This is a genomic window from Dongia rigui, from assembly GCF_034044635.1.
Classification (GTDB): domain Bacteria; phylum Pseudomonadota; class Alphaproteobacteria; order Dongiales; family Dongiaceae; genus Dongia; species Dongia rigui.
In genome coordinates this window covers 629,831-645,422 of record NZ_JAXCLX010000001.1, presented here as the reverse complement: position 1 = coordinate 645,422, position 15,592 = coordinate 629,831, and the positions used below count along the sequence as shown (strand labels likewise).

Sequence of the window (15,592 nt, the reverse complement as noted above, 5' to 3'; positions counted from 1 at the left end):
TTTTTGTTCTCTCTTGACGGAGAGTCAAGGAATGAGAACATAAAACGAACATTTTGGTTGACCGGGGTGTTTTGCGTGATGTAATTTACGTTAAACAACCTGTGGGAGATATCCGCATGCCGCGACCGATTCCCAGGGTTATTCGCTCATTTATTGCGAAAAAGACCGAAGAATTACAACCACTTAAGAGTCCGAAAAGCTCGCCGGATTACGCTGAAAAACTAAATCTTGCCACCGATCTCCATGCTCAGGGCATCGATCCCATCCGTTGGACCGCGGCCCAGCCGGCCGACTGGGCGACGCAGCAGGCCTTTCAGAAAACGGGGCAGAAGGACGACCGGCATTTCGCCGTTGGTGGACGGCTCTACAGGACCACGCCACAGGTTGCCGCCAACCAAGCGCAAGGGCAGGACGCCATCGACGTCTATCTAGGCGCCGACGCCAAACCGGTCGAGCAATTGGTCGACATCGCCAGGGTACCGCTCACCCACCCGGCTGGCCGCCCGCATGACACGGCTGAGAACCGGCCCGACTTCCACGCGCTCAACCTCCATTACGCCCGCGTTGGTGTTGATCCTGCCTTGGCGCATAACGGCGACCCGCTGCCGATGGAGACTCAACTCAAATTACAACAGGCAACGCGCGCACCCGATGGCAGCGAAATCCCACTTGGCATCCCCGGCATCTATCGCGGCTATGACGACGGCTATTTCTACGCCGCCAACGAGGGCACGAAGGAAAGCCCGGAAGTGCAAGCCCTGCGCCGCAAACTCGCAACGGAAAAAGCCCAGGCGCAAGGCGACGCCTCGGCCATGGCCGCCAACGACAACGACTTGGACATCGACGAGGCGGTAGCGCGAAATCATTCCGACGCGCGTACGCGACGTGATCAAGAGAAGAAGAAACGTCTTCAATCAGAGAAGATCGATAAAGTTGAAGTGTTGTTCTTTGAGCCGGCCGGCTGGGCCGAGTCGTCTTTTGGTCATGTGGCTATGAATGTCGACGGTGTCGTATATTCATGGGGGCCGGAAGGCATGTTTGCCGAGCGGTTTGGCGATTATATGAAGCGAAACAACTTTCGTGATGCCACCGGTTTCGCACTGAAACTCGACAAACATCAGAAGGCCGCCCTCAAGAATCACATCGCGTCATACGGCGATGCGCACAACTACAACTGGGCAATTTCCAACTGTGCCGATCCCATCGAAAGCGGTCTGGAAGAACTCGGCTTCCCACTGGGCCTGGCGCTGACGCCGAAAGACCTGCGAGACGCCTTAGTGTACAATAAGATAGTCGATGGCAACGTCTATACCTTGTACAAAGCAGATCCGGATCAAGCAGCGCCCCCATTTTCCAGCGCTCCATGGTCGGTGCTGGGCGATAATTGACGGTGGACCGATGCGTACTGGCGGCAAGGTGATAATTGTCTTGTGTTTGATTGGTGCAGCGATTGGTGCCCGCGAGACTTTTGGGAAAGGCTTGTCTTGGTCGAACATGGACTGGGATGAAAGTGGTTGGACGTCCTTTGGCGAACTGCTGGATACTGTCGATTACGGCGTGCGCCCCAGCGATACATCAGCCGATTGCCGCGAGATCTACAGGCTCAAGGACGGAACGCCGGTGAAGATAATTTGCCCTTGAGTGCACCCCAAGATTGGGGGCGCAATTCCTCGAGCGAGACAGTCCAACGGTTAGGCCGTGGCCACGATGACATGGGCCTGGATCTTGGCGACCACCACCCCGTTGCCGTGCTTCGCGGCAAGCGCAGATGCCGCGTGGTCGGTGGCGGCTTCCAGTTTGCCTGCGTCTCTGGCTTCGATCTCGTTGCGCAGCGGCGTTCCGTGGCAATAGGCAAGGGCTGCAAGGCGGGCGGAGGGGGCGCGGCTTTGCTCGGCTCTCGTCTCGATCGTCACGCGAGAGAAGCCGGCTGCTTCCAGTTCACGGCGAATGAGCAATGTGTCGTGATAGCCATGCGGCGTGCGCGCCAGGAAACGTGGCGGATCGTTCGGAAACATCTCGGCCAGTGCCTTCGTCACGTCATTGGCAAAGATGTTTTCCTCGATGCGGTCCCAGACGTTGAACAGGAAATGCCCGCCCGGTTTCAACACGCGCCTGGCTTCGCGATAGGCGGCCACGCGATCGGGGAAGAACATTGCGCCGAACTGGCAGCAGACGAGGTCAAAAGTTGCGTCCGCAAACGGAAGTTCCAGCGCATTCGCCTGCTGCCATGTGATGTGGCTGCCGGGCGGCTGTTGCGAGGCAGCGTAGTCCAGCATCGGCGGGTTAAGGTCGGTGGCGACATAAGTCGCATCCGGCGACAGTTTTGGCGCCAATGCGCGGGTCACGACACCGGTGCCCACGGCGGTTTCGAGAACGGCCTTTGGCGACAACGCCGCCGCCCGCTCTGCAAGATCTGCCGCGAATGGCTGGAAGATCAACGGCACCATATAGCGGTCGTAATTTTCCGGCACCGAACCGGCAAACAGCTTGTCCGTTCCCAGCATGGCAATCACCTGCTGTCCATTGAGGGCATGTGAAACTAGCATATACTTGTTCGCATCGGGGTGAAGTGGGGCCGAAGAGCATGAAACAGGCATCGATCGACAAGGCAGCAGACATTCTGTGGCGCAAACGCCTGGCGCAGGCGCGTTTGTCGGCCTTGCCGGCCGAGTGCAAGCCGGCCACGCTCGACGAGGGCTATGCCGTGCAGGCGGCGATGGTGGGGCTCGCCGGTCAAGCGATGTTCGGCTGGAAGATTGCGGCCACCAGTGCCGCCGGGCAGAAGCATATCGGCGTCACCGAGCCCCTGGCCGGGCGATTGTTCAAGGATTTTGTATTGCCGGACGGTGCCAGCCTGCCGGCAGCGCCTTTGCAGATGCTGGTGGTCGAGGCCGAGTTCGCCTTTCGCATGCGAGATGATCTGCCCCAGCGTGCGGCCACTTATGATGTCGATGAAGTACGGGCGGCGGTTGCCGATCTCTATCTGGCGATCGAGATTCCGGATGCGCGGTTCGAACCCTTCGACACGATCGGCCCGGCGCAGATCGCGGCCGACGATGCCTTTGCCGCCTGGTTCGTGCTGGGGCCGAAGGTCACCGATTGGGCAACGCGCGATCTGCCCAGCCAGCCGGTGCGCGTCTTCAAGAACGGTGTGGTCGCGGCGGAAGGGACGGGCGCCAACGCGCTGGGCGATCCGAGCGTCGCGTTGACCTGGCTTGCCAATGAGCGCGCCAAGCGTGGGCCCGCGCTCAAGGCCGGCGACGTCATCACCACCGGCACCTGCATCACGCCGCTGACGATCGCCGCGGGCGATGCGATTGTCGCGGAATTCCCAGGCCTCGGGCGGGTTTCCGTCAACCTGACCTAGGGGCGTAGCGCAGCTTCTTGACGTTCCTGTCGCGGCAGCCAAAGATCAGGGTGTTGTCTGTCCTCAAATCCGGGAGGCTCGACCGCTCATGGCGCGTATCGTCGATTTCTATTATGCGATCGGCAGCCGCTATTGTTACCTGGCGCAGAGCCAGGTGGCGCGTCTTGAGGGGATCGGCCATATTGCCATTCGCTGGCGGCCGCTGCTCTCTGAAGACCTGATGCGTGCACGGGGCCTGACACCTTTCAAGCAAGACGCCGTCTCGGTCCAGTATCTGCCGGAATACCGCTCGGAAGATGCCGGTCGCTGGGCGGCCTTTTACGGGATTCCCTATCGTGAGCCGGCCTGGAAGGCGATCGATTGGCGCCGCGTCAACATGGCGGCCGTGGCAGCGGCGCGCGTCGGTGATGTCGCAGCCTATTCGCGGCGGTTGTTCGATGCGGCCTTCGGCGGTGGCGCACAGGTGCTGAGCGATCATGAACTGGCGCGCCTTGCCGATGAGGCGGGGCTCGATGGCAAACGCCTCGTCGCGCTCATCGATGACAAGGAGACGGTGGCGCTGCATCAGCGCACCATCTCGGCCGCGGTCGATGCCGGCGCCTTTGGGGTGCCGACCTTCGTCGTCGACGGCGAGGTCTTCTGGGGCAATGACCGGCTGATCCTGCTGCAGCATCATCTGAGCAAAGACGCCGCCTGAAGGATGTCCATCATGACCAGGGCGGGAACGCCATTGCGCCGATATGCGCGGTCAGGGATAGTGGTTCCCCGGGTGGCGGGCGGATGGCGTTGAAGGCGGCAGGAGCGGATGATTCGGGCCACCCAGATTGCGGACCTCAATTCGGCACCCCTCCTGCGGCTTGATACCTATTGGCGCGAGAAATGCCGTGGACGGCTGATGCCGGCACGGGCCGATATCGATCCATCCGAGATCAAGGATTTACTGTCGCAGATCATCATGGCGCGGATCGAGCATGATCCGTTGCGCGTCAAATACAGTATCGTCGGCACCGCCTGTGCGCTCAGCGCCGGCTTCGACTACACCGGCCGCTATCTCGACGAATTGCAGTTTGAGTCGGAAAGCGACACCGATTGGATGGCCATCTATGCCGAGATCGTGCGCGAGAAGCAGCCCATCGCCGGGACCTGCCGGTTCCGCACGGCCGACGCCGAGATTCCCTATCGCGTTGGCGTCTTTCCGCTCTCCAGCGATGGGGTGCGGGTCGACCAGGCCATCTCCTACGAACACCTGACCCTGTCCTTGACGGAGATGGATCAGGTGCTGCCGGTGAAGCCGACGCGATAGCGGTCTTATTGCACCGCGCGGAGCGGTGTGATCTCGGCAAAGACCGGCGAGTTCACGACATCCTTGGCGGCGGCGATGTCGGGTGCCATTTCGCGGTCATGGTCCCAGAAGGCCACCTTGGCGCGCAAGCTTTCCATGACACGCCGCAAAGGCTGGCTGGTCTCGACCGGCCGGCGCAAATCGATTCCCTGCGCGGCACAGAGCAATTCGATGGCGACGATGCCGGCCGTGTTGTCGGTCATGTCGATGAGGCGCCGCGCGCCATGGGTTGCCATCGAGACGTGATCTTCCTGATTGGCCGAGGTGGGGAGCGAATCCACGCTCGCCGGATGTGCCAGGCACTTGTTTTCCGAGGCCAGCGCCGCTGCCGTCACATGGGCGATCATGAAGCCGGAATTGAGGCCGGGTTCCGGCACGAGGAAGGCCGGCAGATTGCTGAAACGTGCGTCGGTCAGCATCGCCACACGACGCTCGGAAATGGCGCCGATCTCAGCGACCGCGATGGCGATGCAATCGGCTGCCATGGCGACCGGTTCGGCATGGAAATTGCCGCCGGAGAGCACGTCACCTTCCTTTGCGAAGACCAGCGGATTGTCGCTGACGGCATTGACCTCGCGACCGACGATCGACGCGGCATGGCGCAGCATGTCGAGCACGGCACCCATCACCTGGGGCTGGCAGCGCAGCGAATAGGGATCCTGCACGCGGTCGCAATTGACATGGCTGGCGCGCAACGGGCTGCCGGCCATGAGGTTCTTCAACGCCTCGGCAACCTCGATCTGGCCGATCTGCCCACGCACGGCGTGGATGCGCGGGTCGAAGGGCGTGTCGCTGCCCAATGTCGCGTCGGTCGTCATGGCGCCGACACCGATTGCTGCCAGGAACACGTCCTCAGCGGCAAAGAGGCCGGCAGCTGCCAAGGCCGTGGAAACCTGCGTGCCGTTGAGAAGGGCCAGGCCTTCCTTTGCCGCAAGCGTCAGCGGCTTGAGGCCGGCGCGCTGCAGACCTTCGACCGCCCCGATCACCTCGCCGCGGTGGCGCACGGCGCCAACGCCCAGCAATGCCTGCGAGAGGTGTGCAAGGGGCGCCAGATCGCCGGAGGCACCCACCGAACCCTTGGAGGGAATGAGCGGATAGACCTCGGCGTTGAGCAACTTCACCAAGGCGTCAATGACCTCGCGACGGATGCCGGAGAAGCCACGCGCCAGGCCGTTGATCTTGAGGATCATGATGAGCCGGACGATCTCATCGCTGAAGGGCGCGCCGGTGCCGGCCGCATGTGAGAGCACCAAGCGGCGCTGCAGTTCGGTCACCTGGTCATCGGGAATGCGCGTATGGGCGAGGCTGCCGAAGCCGGTATTGATGCCATAGGCCGTCTTGTGCTGGTCGAGGATCGCCTGCACCGTGGCTGCCGAGGCGTCGATGCCGGCAAAGGCCGCCGGATCGATCGCCAATCCCGCCCCGCCACGCCAGACCCGGCGCAGCAGGGGAAGCGTCAAGGCGCCGGGGGTAAGGGTGAAGGTCTCGGTCATGGCAATCTCCTGCTTGTCTAAGCTTGTATATACAAGTTGAGCGCGCGACTCGCAACACCCCTGGTGGGCGTTTCCCTGGCCGGTATCCCGGTGACATGAATTCTTCTTCTGCATGGATGAGTGCAGGCCATCGGTCGCAGGGGAATGGCGCGTTAGCGCGAAAACCCTGTCGCTGAGCGGATACTGGGTGTCGCGGCGGCACGGCCTGCAAGCCCTGAAAGCCGTTACGCCTGTTGCGAAATTTCGAATGAGCGGGCAGTTTGTCGCCGGTTCTTAACGAGAGATTAGGATGCGCAGCGGATGATCGCCGCCATCCTCATTGAACAACATGCCAAGGCGAAGGTGCGACTATGGCCAATGACGGCGATCTTGACCTTAACACGCTGAACGACGACGAGCTTGTCCAGCAGGTACATGACGACCTCTATGACGGTCTCAAGGAAGAGATCGAAGCGGCCGTCAACATCTTCCTGAAGCGCGGCTGGACGCCCTACGACATCCTGACCAAGGCGCTGGTCGAAGGCATGCGCATCGTCGGTGTCGACTTCCGCGACGGCATCCTGTTCGTCCCCGAAGTGCTGCTCGCCGCCAACGCCATGAAGGCCGGCATGCACATCCTGCGTCCGCTGCTCGCCGAAACCGGCGCGCCGAAGGTCGGCAAGATGGTGATCGGCACCGTGAAGGGCGACATCCACGACATCGGCAAGAACCTCGTCTCGATGATGATGGAAGGCGCCGGCTTCGAAGTGATCGACCTTGGCATCAACAACCCGGTCGAGAAGTATCTCGAAGCCATCGAAGAGCACCAGCCGGACATTCTCGGCATGTCGGCCCTGCTGACCACGACGATGCCTTACATGAAGGTCGTCGTCGATGCGATGATCGAAAAGGGCATCCGCAACGACTATGTCGTCCTCGTCGGCGGCGCGCCGCTCAACGAAGCCTTCGCCAATTCCGTCGGGGCTGACGCTTATTGCCGCGACGCCGCGGTGGCCGTCGAAACCGCCAAGGCCTTCATGGCCAAGCGCCAGGGTTCGGCTCTCGCCAAGAAGTAATCCCGGCGCGACAGCGCTGGAGTAAGAAAACCCCGCGGCCCGACAGGGCGGCGGGGTTTTTCGTTTTGCGCCCCTTGAAAGAGAAAGGCGGCGGGCCAAATACGCGTAATGATCGATTCAGCGGGTGACTTGATCGACCCCATTCTCAGGGGCATCGGCAAGGTTGTTAGTTGGACGGTAAGGCTGATGGTGGAAGCGCTATTTGACGCGTTGTTCGAAATTCTCGGCGGAGTATTCAATTTCTATAGCGGGGGAATGGAGCGGCGCGGATGGCCAGCATGGGTTTATGTCCCCCTCGCTATTCTCCTAACACCGCTTTCATTGATCGTGCCGATCGTTGGCCTGGCGGCCATCGGTCTCTTGGTACTGGGAATCTTCGCTAGCTGAACAACTCGTTGGCCATGAAACGGTGTATGCGGCCAAAGCCAGCCACCAGCAGCGCCTCGTTGACCGTGAAGCGATAGAAGCGGAAGTCCTTAAAGTCGGCGTAGAAGGCGGCCTCCGGGCGTGCGGCGAGATAGGCAGCGCGATGTGCCGGGTCACGCGTCTCGGTGACCTCGCCCAGCAATGTTACCCGCGGGCCGGTCAGCGGCTCATCGATGCCGCCAGTTCCATCAAACAGCAGCGACGCCTTCGAGCTGTTGCCGAGATTGCGCACATGATCGGAGAGGTCGGAGAGCAGCAGCAACGGCATGCCGGCGCCATCCAGGGCCGGAACGGTGAGGCTCACGGACGGGTAGGTGGTATCGTCCCGCCGCGCCAGTGTCCCGAATGAGGCCTTGGGGAGCTGCATGAGCCGTTTAATTTCCCCTTTTGGATCAATATCTTCGTTCATGGATCACGACTCGTTTGGCAAATTGTTGGAACGGGCGGAAGATTGGGCGCAGAATCCAGTATGCGCAATCACTTGGCCTAGCAAATGTGCCGATTGCGCCCCATTTCTGTCATGATTGGCGGCAATCTTGGCAAGGTCCGCTGACTTCTATACTTCTTCGCCCGCCAAGGAGGGAATCCCGTGCCGCAAACCATTGCGCTGGTTGATGACGACCGCAACATCCTGACCTCAGTTACGATCACGCTGGAGGCCGAGGGCTTTGCCGTGCGCACCTATAGCGATGGGGCCGAGGCCTTGCGTGGCCTGACCCAGCAGCCGGTCGACCTTGCCGTGCTCGATATCAAGATGCCACGCATGGACGGCATGGAACTTCTGGAAAAGCTGCGCAAGACCTCCTCACTGCCGGTCATCTTCCTCACCTCCAAGGACGACGAGGTGGACGAGTTGATGGGTCTGCGCATGGGTGCCGACGATTACATCAAGAAGCCGTTCTCGCAACGCCTGCTCATCGAGCGCATACGGTCCATCCTGCGCCGCGAGGAAAGCCGCAATGCGACCGGGCAGACGGCTGAGGCAGCGATGATGCGCGGGCCATTGATGATGGATCCGACGCGGCATCTGTGCACCTGGGACGGCCGGCCGATCGAGCTCACCGTCACCGAGTTCCTGCTGCTGAAGGCGTTGGCGCAGCGTCCCGGGCATGTGAAGAGCCGCGACCAGCTGATGGATTCCGCTTATGGCGAGAACATCTATGTCGACGATCGTACCATCGACAGCCACATCAAGCGGCTGCGCAAGAAGTTCAAGGCTGTGATCGGCGAGTTCAATCATATCGAGACCCTCTATGGCGTCGGCTATCGCTACAAAGAAAGCTGACATGCTGCGTGATCGGCGCATGAGATGAGCGAGGCGACGCGGGGCGACGATCTCGAGCGTTGGCGCTTGCCGCTGTCGTCATCGAAAGCCGCAGCGGCGCAAGACAGCGCCGGCAAGAAGCGATTCTGGGCACGCCGGGCAGCGGTGCCCGTACAAGAACCGGCACGTCACGAGCCTCAACTGCGCAAAGCACGCCCGCAAGTCGCGCCGGAGATGCCGCCGCCGCCCGAGACGCGCGGGAAGATGACGTCGAAGCGCCTGCCGGCATCGCGCCGGTCGCTGTGGCAGTCCCCGCTGACCCGCCGTATCCTGGTCCTCAACATCATGGCGCTGCTGGTGCCGGTCCTGGGTCTGCTCTATCTGCCGACCTATCGCGACAGCCTGCTGCAATCCGAATTGGAACTGCTCAAAACCGAAGGGTCGCTTTTCTCCGGCGCGTTGGCGGCGAGCGGTGTCGCCACCAGTCCCTTGGGCGATGAAAAGCTGGTGCCGGAAACATCGCGCCAGACCATCCGGCGGCTGGTGGACGTGTCGAAGACGCGGGCACGCCTTTTTACGCCGGACGGAATCTTGATCGCGGATTCATTCCTGCTCTCCGGCCCTGGCGGCATCGTTACGATCACGCCGCTGCCGCCGCTCGATCCCAATGAGAGTCTGGCCTGGAAATGGGTCGCCGGCGCCTATGACTGGGTCTTCGACCGCTTGCCCAGCGGCCGCATTCTGAAGCCCTATCAGGAAGCCGCCGTCCAGAATGCCACCGATTACGATGAGGTGGTGAAGGCCCTCAATGGTGAAGCCGCAACCTTCGTGCGCGATGCCGGCAAAGGCAAAATGATCCTCTCTGCCGCCGTGCCGGTGCAGCGCTATCGGCAGGTGCTGGGGGCCCTGCTGCTGACGAAGCCCGGCGACGACATCGAGGCAACCTTGCGCGATACGCGCCTGACCATTCTGGGTGTTTCCGGTATCGCCCTCGGCGTCACCGTGCTGCTCTCGCTCTATCTCGCCAGCACCATTGCGTTGCCGATCCATCGCCTGGCGGATGCCGCCGATCGCGTCCGGCGTGACAAGGGACGGCAGAAGACGATTCCGGATCTATCGGCACGCAGCGACGAGATCGGCGATCTGTCCGGTGCGCTGCGCGACATGACCGAAGCGGTCTGGCGGCGCATGGATGCGATCGAGGGATTTGCTGCCGACGTGGCGCATGAAATCAAGAATCCGCTGACCTCGCTCCGGAGTGCCGTCGAAACCGTGGCGCGCGTCGAGGATCCGCAGCAGCAGAAAAAGCTGATGAGCATCATCCTTGATGACGTGCAGCGGCTCGATCGCCTGATCAGCGACATTTCCGACGCATCGCGCATCGATGCCGAGATGTCGCGTGTCGAGGCGGCGCCGGTCAAGCTGCGGGAACTGGTGCTGGCCGTCGCCGATATCCATGCCGCGACCGGCCGGGAGCAGGCAGCCGTCATTCGCACGCAGTTGCCTGAGAACGACGACCTCTCCGTGCTGGGCACGGAAGGGCGCCTTGGCCAGGTGGTGCGCAATCTGGTCGCCAATGCCATTTCCTTTAGCCCACCCAGTGGCACCATCCTGCTGGGCGCGCGTCGCGTCGGGCGGCAGGTCGTCCTCACGGTCGATGACGAAGGCCCCGGCATCCCGCCGGACAAACTGGCGGCGATTTTCGAACGCTTCTATTCCGAACGGCCGAAAGGCGAGAAATTCGGGACCCATTCCGGCCTCGGTCTTTCGATCTCGAAGCAGATTGTCGAGGCCTATGGCGGATCCCTGGTGGCCGACAACCTGAAAGACTCCGGCGGCCGCATCATCGGCGCTCGCTTCACCGTGACTCTGCCGGTGGCCTGAGATGGTGGTGACGCCTGCATCCCAGCGCATCGACGGGGTGGCGGTGGAAATCGACAGCCAGGCCGTCTTGCTCCGCGGACCTTCCGGCAGCGGTCGCTCGGATCTGGCGCTGCGCCTCATCGACGAAGGTGCGAGGCTCATCAGCGACGAGCAGGTCGAACTGCGCCGAGAGGGTGACCGCCTGCTGATCGGTGCTCCCACAGCGATGCCTGCCGAACTCAGGGGTGTCATCGAGGCGCGCGGCGTGGGTCTCGTCGCTGTTCCGCATGTCGATCGATTTGTGCCACTCGCCTGGGTGATCGACATGGCCGGCGCCAGCGACATCGAACGCATGCCCGCGGCTGAAACGGCTGAATATCTGGGCATCAATGCGCCTTTGCTGAAGCTAGACCCCTTTGCCGTCTCGGCAACCGCTAAGCTGCGGCTTGCGGTGCGCAGCGGCCCTAGCCATATTCTGGGACGTGAGTGAGTGTTAGAGAGACGTTCATGCCGCAACCAGGGACAGCCGATATCGTGACGCCAGCGGGCGACGCCGAACCTCGGCACATCGTCCTTGTGACGGGGCTTGCCGGTGCCGGCCGTTCGACCGCGCTCAAATGCCTTGAGGATATCGGCTATGAAGCGGTCGACAACATGCCGCTCGATCTGCTGCCGCATCTGGTAACGGGTCTTGGCCAGGCAAATCTGCCGGCGATGGACAAGCCGGTGGCGCTCGGCTTCGACTCCCGCACCAGCGGTTTTTCCAGCGACCGCTTCATTGCCCTGGTGGCACAGCTCAAGGCCGACAAGCGCTTTCGCGTGAGTCTTGTGTTCCTCGATTGCGACGACGATGTCCTGCAGCGGCGTTACACCGAAACGCGTCGCCGCCATCCGTTGGCGCAGGATCGGCCGGTCGGCGATGGCATCCTGCGCGAGCGGCAATTGATGCGGCCGGTCCGCGGCGAAGCGGATGTTGTTCTCGATACCAGCGATACCGCGATCGGCGATTTGAAGACCATGCTTGTCGGGCATTTCGGCCTGCCGGCACAGTCCGATCTGGCACTTACCGTCCTGTCATTCTCTTATAAGCACGGCCTGCCGCGCGAGGCCGATTTGGTCTTTGACGTTCGGTTCTTGGAAAATCCGTATTATAATCAGTCGCTTAGGCCATTGTCGGGAGAGGATGCGGCGGTTGGGCAGGCCATTGCGGCAGATCCAGCTTTCCCCGGTTTCTTTGCGGCCCTGACTTCCTTATTGTGGCCGCTCTTGCCGGGGTATGAGGGCGAAGGAAAGAGCTATCTGACCATCGCCATCGGCTGCACCGGCGGCCGGCATCGCTCCGTCTTCGTGGCGGGCAGGTTGGCGCAATGGTTGAGGGAGCGGGGCCGGTCGGTCACGCTCAGGCATCGCGATGTGGGGCGCTCCGCCAAGTGAGGGGCATGCGCCGCAAGCGAGGTCATCTGATTTGGGGGTGTGTGTGGTTCAGACTCAGTTAATCGGCATCGTCCTCGTGACGCATGGCAATCTTGCCGCCGAATTTCTCGCTGCCCTCGAGCATGTGGTGGGCAAACAGCAGGCGGCAGTCGCCATCTGCATCGGCCCCGAAGACGACATGGAATTGCGCCGGCGCGAGATCCTCGAGGCCGTCGCGCAATGTGACCAGGGAAAGGGCGTCGTCCTGCTGACCGACATGTTCGGCGGCACGCCGTCGAACCTCGCCATCTCGACGCTCGACAAGGCCAATGTCGAGGTTGTGGCCGGTGTCAACCTGCCGATGCTGATCAAGCTCGCCAGCGTGCGGGGCACCTTGCCGCTGACGGGGGCCGTGACGGCGGCGCAGGAAGCGGGACGCAAATATATCAACGTGGCTTCGCAGCTTCTTAAAGCCAGCGAATGCTGAGGGAGGGGCGTCGATGACCGATATGATCACCGCCCGCGCCCAGATCTCCAACCAGAAGGGCCTCCATGCCCGCGCTGCCGCCAAGTTCGTGAAGACGGCCGGCAGCTTCACCGCCGATATTCGTGTCGCCAAGGGCGAGATGGATGTCAGCGGCGGTTCCATCATGGGCCTGATGATGCTGGCCGCCAGCATCGGCACCGAGCTGGAGATCCGCGCCCAGGGTTCCGATGCGCGCGCCGCGGTCGACGCTCTGGTCGACCTCATCAAGCGCAAGTTCGATGAAGAGTGAAACGCCGCGCCCGTCGCGTCGTTCGCCCAAGACCGCCAGGGACAAGTCAGCGGCCGGCCACGAGGTCCTGCTTGAAGGACTTGGCGTCTCGGCGGGCATCGCCATCGGCGAAGCCCATGTGGTCGAGATCGGCGTCGTCAACGTGCCGGATTATGAGATTTCTGCCGAGGCTGTGGACGCGGAGCTGGAACGCTTTCGCGATGCGCTGGCGAAATCCGATCGCCAGCTCAGAAAACTGAAGAAGAAGAGCGCCGAGTTGCATGGTGCCGCCGCGGAGGAACTCGAGTTCCTGCTCGACGCGCATATGCAGATGCTGTCGGGCTCGCGCATTGTACGCGGCGTCGAAAAGCGCATCTCCGACGAGCAGCAGAATGCCGAAGCGGCAGTGCAGACCGAGATCAACGCGATCGCGCATGATTTCGAGCATCTCAATGACCCCTATCTCTCTGCCCGCGCCAAGGATGTGCGCGAGGTCGGCGATCGGTTGCTGCGCAATCTGACCAAGACGCCGTTCGAGGCCTTCAAGCACCTGCCCGAGGGCGCCATCGTCATTGCCGAGGAACTGACGCCGGCCGACACGGCCCTGCTCGATCCCAAGCGCATTCACGCCTTTGCCACAGAGCTAGGTGGCGCCGAGAGCCACACGGCCATCATGGCGCGGTCGTTGGCGCTGCCGGCGGTGCTGGGCCTCGCCGGACTTTCCAGTGCCGTGAGAACCGGCGACACCGTGATCGTCGACGGTGCCGGCGGGCGCATCTTCATCAACCCGACCGCCGCCAGGCTCGAGGAATTCCACCGCCGCCAGCTGGAACTGGAAAAGACCGAGCGGATTCTCTCGCGCCTCAAGAAGCTGCCGGCAGTGACACGTGACGGCCAGCGCATCGGCATGCTGGTCAATCTGGAATTGCCGCGTGAACTCGACATGGCCTTGGCGGCCGGTGCCGAGGGCGTGGGGTTATTGCGCTCGGAATTCCTCTATATGAACCGGGTCGATCTCCCCTCCGAGGATGAGCAGGTCGAAGCCTACCGCGCCATCGTCGAAGGCATGGAGGGCCGGCCCGTCACCATTCGCACGCTCGATGTGGGGGGCGACAAGCTGGCGCCGTCCTTGCGCGACAGGCTGGGCGACACCGCCAATCCGGCCTTGGGTCTGCGCGCCATCCGCTTGGGGCTGCAGGAACGCCCTCTGCTTGAGGCGCAGATTGCCGCGATCCTGCGCACCAGCGCCTTTGGTCCCGTGCGCATCCTGCTGCCCATGATCTCGTCGCTGTCCGAAGTGAAACAGGTCCGCGAAATCGTCTTGCAGGTTGCCAAGCGCCTGAAGCGGCGCGGCATCAAGATGGCGGACCCGCTGCCGCCCGTGGGCGTCATGATCGAGGTGCCGGGTGCGGCGCTTGCGGCCGATGCCCTGGCCCAGGTCTCCGATTTCTTTGCTGTGGGCTCCAACGACCTCACGCAATACACACTCGCCATCGATCGCGGCGAGGAGCAGGTGGCGCATCTCTACAATCCGCTGCACCCGGCCGTGCTGCGTCTCATTCAGTTCGCGACCGAAGCGGCCTTGCGGGCGCGCATTCCCATCAGTGTCTGCGGCGAGATCGCCGGCGATCCCAAATTCGTGCCGCTGTTGCTGGGCCTCGGCATCCAGGATCTCTCCATGGCGCCGGTCAACCTGCCGCGTGTGAAGCAGCGCATCCGCAACATCGACTATCTCGCAGCGACCCGTTGCGCCAGGCTGATCATGGATCAGTGGGATACAGGCCGTATCGCCATGCTGCTCGACGACTTCAACGCATTGGCGGTCTAGGGCGCAGCGGATGCGTCTCGCCCGGCGCCTTCTGCTGGCATTTCTGGGACTGGGACTGTTCTATTTTCTGTCGGCCATCCTTCTCGGTACAATTCCCGGTGCTGAACTTCGACAGGCTGGGCCCAGAAGTTACCTCTTCTACGCTTGCGATAATGGTGTCCATGTGGACCTCGTTCTGCCTGCGGCGGGGCAGGGGCGTGATTGGTTCGATTTCTTTCCGCCCACCGATTTCGCAGGAGACGTGACTGGCGCCAGCCATGTCGCTCTCGGTTGGGGCGCCAAGAGTTTCTATGCGGCGACCAAGGAATGGTCCGACATTCGCCCCGGCCCAGTCTTACGGGCGCTGTTCTGGCAGGACAGTGCCGTCCTTCACGTGAGCTATGCCGGCGACCCATCAGGACGGGACAACTGCCGCAGCGTGGCCAGCGATGAGGCTGGTCGTGATGCCCTCTATGCCTTTGTCGATGCCACCCTGGGCGGACCGCCGCAGCGCGAAGATCTGCCTGGTTACGGCCCGAACGATGGGTTTTACAGCGCCCGGGGTGTCTACTCGCTGTTCCGCACCTGCAATGTCTGGACGGCCGACGCCCTGAAACAGAGTGGACAGGGGATGGCGCTGTGGTCGCCCTTCTCGTTCCAGATCATGGGATTATTGCACTCAAATTAGGCCTTATTCCCCATATGGTTCAATTGTTTGACCAGAAATTGGTGGCGTTGCAAACCAGCGCTTGCCCGGTCGCCTCGGTCCTGCTATACGGCGCCATATAAATAAATCTTTATCTGATG

18 protein-coding genes are annotated in these 15,592 nt (G+C 62.1%); 15 read left to right on the top strand and 3 right to left on the bottom strand.

The annotated features are described in order from the left end of the window. Positions 1-116 precede the first annotated feature (116 nt). Together SMD31_RS02960 and SMD31_RS02955 are read left to right on the top strand one after the other, a co-directional pair. The gene (locus SMD31_RS02960; RefSeq protein WP_320499225.1) at positions 117-1,388 is read left to right on the top strand and encodes a hypothetical protein; all 1,272 of its coding nucleotides are present in this window, start codon (positions 117-119) and stop codon (positions 1,386-1,388) included. Positions 1,389-1,398: 10 nt separating this feature from the next. Then, positions 1,399-1,641 carry a hypothetical protein gene (locus SMD31_RS02955; RefSeq protein WP_320499224.1) on the top strand — a complete coding sequence of 81 codons (243 nt, stop codon included), beginning with the start codon at positions 1,399-1,401 and terminating at the stop codon, positions 1,639-1,641. A gap of 50 nt (positions 1,642-1,691) precedes the next feature. On the opposite strand, the gene SMD31_RS02950 is transcribed toward SMD31_RS02955, so the two are convergent. After that, the gene (locus SMD31_RS02950) at positions 1,692-2,546 is read right to left on the bottom strand and encodes a class I SAM-dependent methyltransferase (protein ID WP_320499222.1); all 855 of its coding nucleotides are present in this window, start codon (positions 2,544-2,546) and stop codon (positions 1,692-1,694) included. A gap of 38 nt (positions 2,547-2,584) precedes the next feature. Between SMD31_RS02950 and SMD31_RS02945 the strand changes: the two genes are divergently transcribed. The 3 genes from SMD31_RS02945 to SMD31_RS02935 all read left to right on the top strand — a co-directional run bounded on the left by SMD31_RS02945 (position 2,585) and on the right by SMD31_RS02935 (position 4,670). Further along, on the top strand, positions 2,585-3,367 hold the full coding sequence (locus tag SMD31_RS02945) for a 2-keto-4-pentenoate hydratase (protein ID WP_320499220.1): 783 nt from the start codon (positions 2,585-2,587) through the stop codon (positions 3,365-3,367). An 88-nt stretch (positions 3,368-3,455) separates the two neighbouring features. After that, a complete protein-coding gene (locus SMD31_RS02940) occupies positions 3,456-4,064 on the top strand; it encodes a 2-hydroxychromene-2-carboxylate isomerase (protein ID WP_320499218.1) in 609 nt (202 codons plus the stop codon). A gap of 108 nt (positions 4,065-4,172) precedes the next feature. Beyond that, positions 4,173-4,670: a PAS domain-containing protein gene (locus SMD31_RS02935; RefSeq protein WP_320499217.1), complete on the top strand. Its 498-nt coding sequence runs from the start codon at positions 4,173-4,175 to the stop codon at positions 4,668-4,670. 5 nt (positions 4,671-4,675) lie between these two features. On the opposite strand, the gene hutH is transcribed toward SMD31_RS02935, so the two are convergent. Continuing rightward, the gene (gene hutH, locus SMD31_RS02930) at positions 4,676-6,202 is read right to left on the bottom strand and encodes a histidine ammonia-lyase (protein WP_320499215.1); all 1,527 of its coding nucleotides are present in this window, start codon (positions 6,200-6,202) and stop codon (positions 4,676-4,678) included. A 350-nt stretch (positions 6,203-6,552) separates the two neighbouring features. Between hutH and SMD31_RS02925 the strand changes: the two genes are divergently transcribed. Next, positions 6,553-7,257 (top strand): corrinoid protein, encoded by a 705-nt coding sequence (locus tag SMD31_RS02925; protein ID WP_320499214.1) that lies wholly within the window; start codon positions 6,553-6,555, stop codon positions 7,255-7,257. Between the two features lie 108 nt (positions 7,258-7,365). Next, on the top strand, positions 7,366-7,644 hold the full coding sequence (locus tag SMD31_RS02920) for a hypothetical protein (RefSeq protein ID WP_320499212.1): 279 nt from the start codon (positions 7,366-7,368) through the stop codon (positions 7,642-7,644). On the opposite strand, the gene SMD31_RS02915 is transcribed toward SMD31_RS02920, so the two are convergent. Next, entirely contained in the window at positions 7,637-8,050 is a 414-nt protein-coding gene (locus tag SMD31_RS02915) for a pyridoxamine 5'-phosphate oxidase family protein (RefSeq protein WP_320499210.1), read from the bottom strand. The genes SMD31_RS02920 and SMD31_RS02915 overlap by 8 nt on opposite strands. A 222-nt stretch (positions 8,051-8,272) precedes the next feature. Here SMD31_RS02915 and SMD31_RS02910 point away from each other — a divergent pair, with 222 nt between their 5' ends. Genes SMD31_RS02910 through SMD31_RS02875 form a run of 8 tightly spaced genes read left to right on the top strand, consistent with a single transcriptional unit; the run spans position 8,273 to position 15,473 of the window. After that, positions 8,273-8,968: a response regulator transcription factor gene (locus SMD31_RS02910; protein ID WP_320499209.1), complete on the top strand. Its 696-nt coding sequence runs from the start codon at positions 8,273-8,275 to the stop codon at positions 8,966-8,968. A 24-nt stretch (positions 8,969-8,992) separates the two neighbouring features. Continuing rightward, positions 8,993-10,831, top strand: a complete 1,839-nt coding sequence (locus tag SMD31_RS02905) for a stimulus-sensing domain-containing protein (protein WP_320499207.1) — start codon at positions 8,993-8,995, stop codon at positions 10,829-10,831. A gap of 7 nt (positions 10,832-10,838) precedes the next feature. Further along, positions 10,839-11,300: an HPr kinase/phosphorylase gene (locus tag SMD31_RS02900; protein ID WP_320499206.1), complete on the top strand. Its 462-nt coding sequence runs from the start codon at positions 10,839-10,841 to the stop codon at positions 11,298-11,300. A 17-nt stretch (positions 11,301-11,317) separates the two neighbouring features. Beyond that, a complete protein-coding gene (gene rapZ / locus SMD31_RS02895; protein WP_320499205.1) occupies positions 11,318-12,244 on the top strand; it encodes an RNase adapter RapZ in 927 nt (308 codons plus the stop codon). Between the two features lie 43 nt (positions 12,245-12,287). Further along, a complete protein-coding gene (locus SMD31_RS02890; RefSeq protein WP_320499204.1) occupies positions 12,288-12,710 on the top strand; it encodes a PTS sugar transporter subunit IIA in 423 nt (140 codons plus the stop codon). 13 nt (positions 12,711-12,723) lie between these two features. Further along, positions 12,724-12,999 carry an HPr family phosphocarrier protein gene (locus tag SMD31_RS02885; protein WP_320499202.1) on the top strand — a complete coding sequence of 92 codons (276 nt, stop codon included), beginning with the start codon at positions 12,724-12,726 and terminating at the stop codon, positions 12,997-12,999. Beyond that, positions 12,989-14,806, top strand: coding sequence for a phosphoenolpyruvate--protein phosphotransferase (gene ptsP, locus SMD31_RS02880; protein ID WP_320499201.1), 1,818 nt, complete (start codon positions 12,989-12,991; stop codon positions 14,804-14,806). The genes SMD31_RS02885 and ptsP overlap by 11 nt, the downstream gene beginning before the upstream one ends. A gap of 10 nt (positions 14,807-14,816) precedes the next feature. Then, positions 14,817-15,473, top strand: coding sequence for a DUF2459 domain-containing protein (locus tag SMD31_RS02875; RefSeq protein ID WP_320499200.1), 657 nt, complete (start codon positions 14,817-14,819; stop codon positions 15,471-15,473). Positions 15,474-15,592: the final 119 nt, after the last annotated feature.

Excerpts from the sequence above, each read along its gene's own strand:
- SMD31_RS02960 (WP_320499225.1), top strand. The coding sequence starts at position 117 with ATGCCGCGACCGATTCCCAGGGTTATTCGCTCATTTATTGCGAAAAAG.
- SMD31_RS02955 (WP_320499224.1), top strand. The coding sequence starts at position 1,399 with ATGCGTACTGGCGGCAAGGTGATAATTGTCTTGTGTTTGATTGGTGCA.
- SMD31_RS02950 (WP_320499222.1), bottom strand. The coding sequence starts at position 2,546 with ATGCTAGTTTCACATGCCCTCAATGGACAGCAGGTGATTGCCATGCTG.
- SMD31_RS02945 (WP_320499220.1), top strand. The coding sequence starts at position 2,585 with ATGAAACAGGCATCGATCGACAAGGCAGCAGACATTCTGTGGCGCAAA.
- SMD31_RS02940 (WP_320499218.1), top strand. The coding sequence starts at position 3,456 with ATGGCGCGTATCGTCGATTTCTATTATGCGATCGGCAGCCGCTATTGT.
- SMD31_RS02935 (WP_320499217.1), top strand. The coding sequence starts at position 4,173 with ATGATTCGGGCCACCCAGATTGCGGACCTCAATTCGGCACCCCTCCTG.
- hutH (WP_320499215.1), bottom strand. The coding sequence starts at position 6,202 with ATGACCGAGACCTTCACCCTTACCCCCGGCGCCTTGACGCTTCCCCTG.
- SMD31_RS02925 (WP_320499214.1), top strand. The coding sequence starts at position 6,553 with ATGGCCAATGACGGCGATCTTGACCTTAACACGCTGAACGACGACGAG.
- SMD31_RS02920 (WP_320499212.1), top strand. The coding sequence starts at position 7,366 with ATGATCGATTCAGCGGGTGACTTGATCGACCCCATTCTCAGGGGCATC.
- SMD31_RS02915 (WP_320499210.1), bottom strand. The coding sequence starts at position 8,050 with ATGCAGCTCCCCAAGGCCTCATTCGGGACACTGGCGCGGCGGGACGAT.
- SMD31_RS02905 (WP_320499207.1), top strand. The coding sequence starts at position 8,993 with ATGAGCGAGGCGACGCGGGGCGACGATCTCGAGCGTTGGCGCTTGCCG.
- rapZ (WP_320499205.1), top strand. The coding sequence starts at position 11,318 with ATGCCGCAACCAGGGACAGCCGATATCGTGACGCCAGCGGGCGACGCC.
- SMD31_RS02885 (WP_320499202.1), top strand. The coding sequence starts at position 12,724 with ATGACCGATATGATCACCGCCCGCGCCCAGATCTCCAACCAGAAGGGC.
- ptsP (WP_320499201.1), top strand. The coding sequence starts at position 12,989 with ATGAAGAGTGAAACGCCGCGCCCGTCGCGTCGTTCGCCCAAGACCGCC.
- SMD31_RS02875 (WP_320499200.1), top strand. The coding sequence starts at position 14,817 with ATGCGTCTCGCCCGGCGCCTTCTGCTGGCATTTCTGGGACTGGGACTG.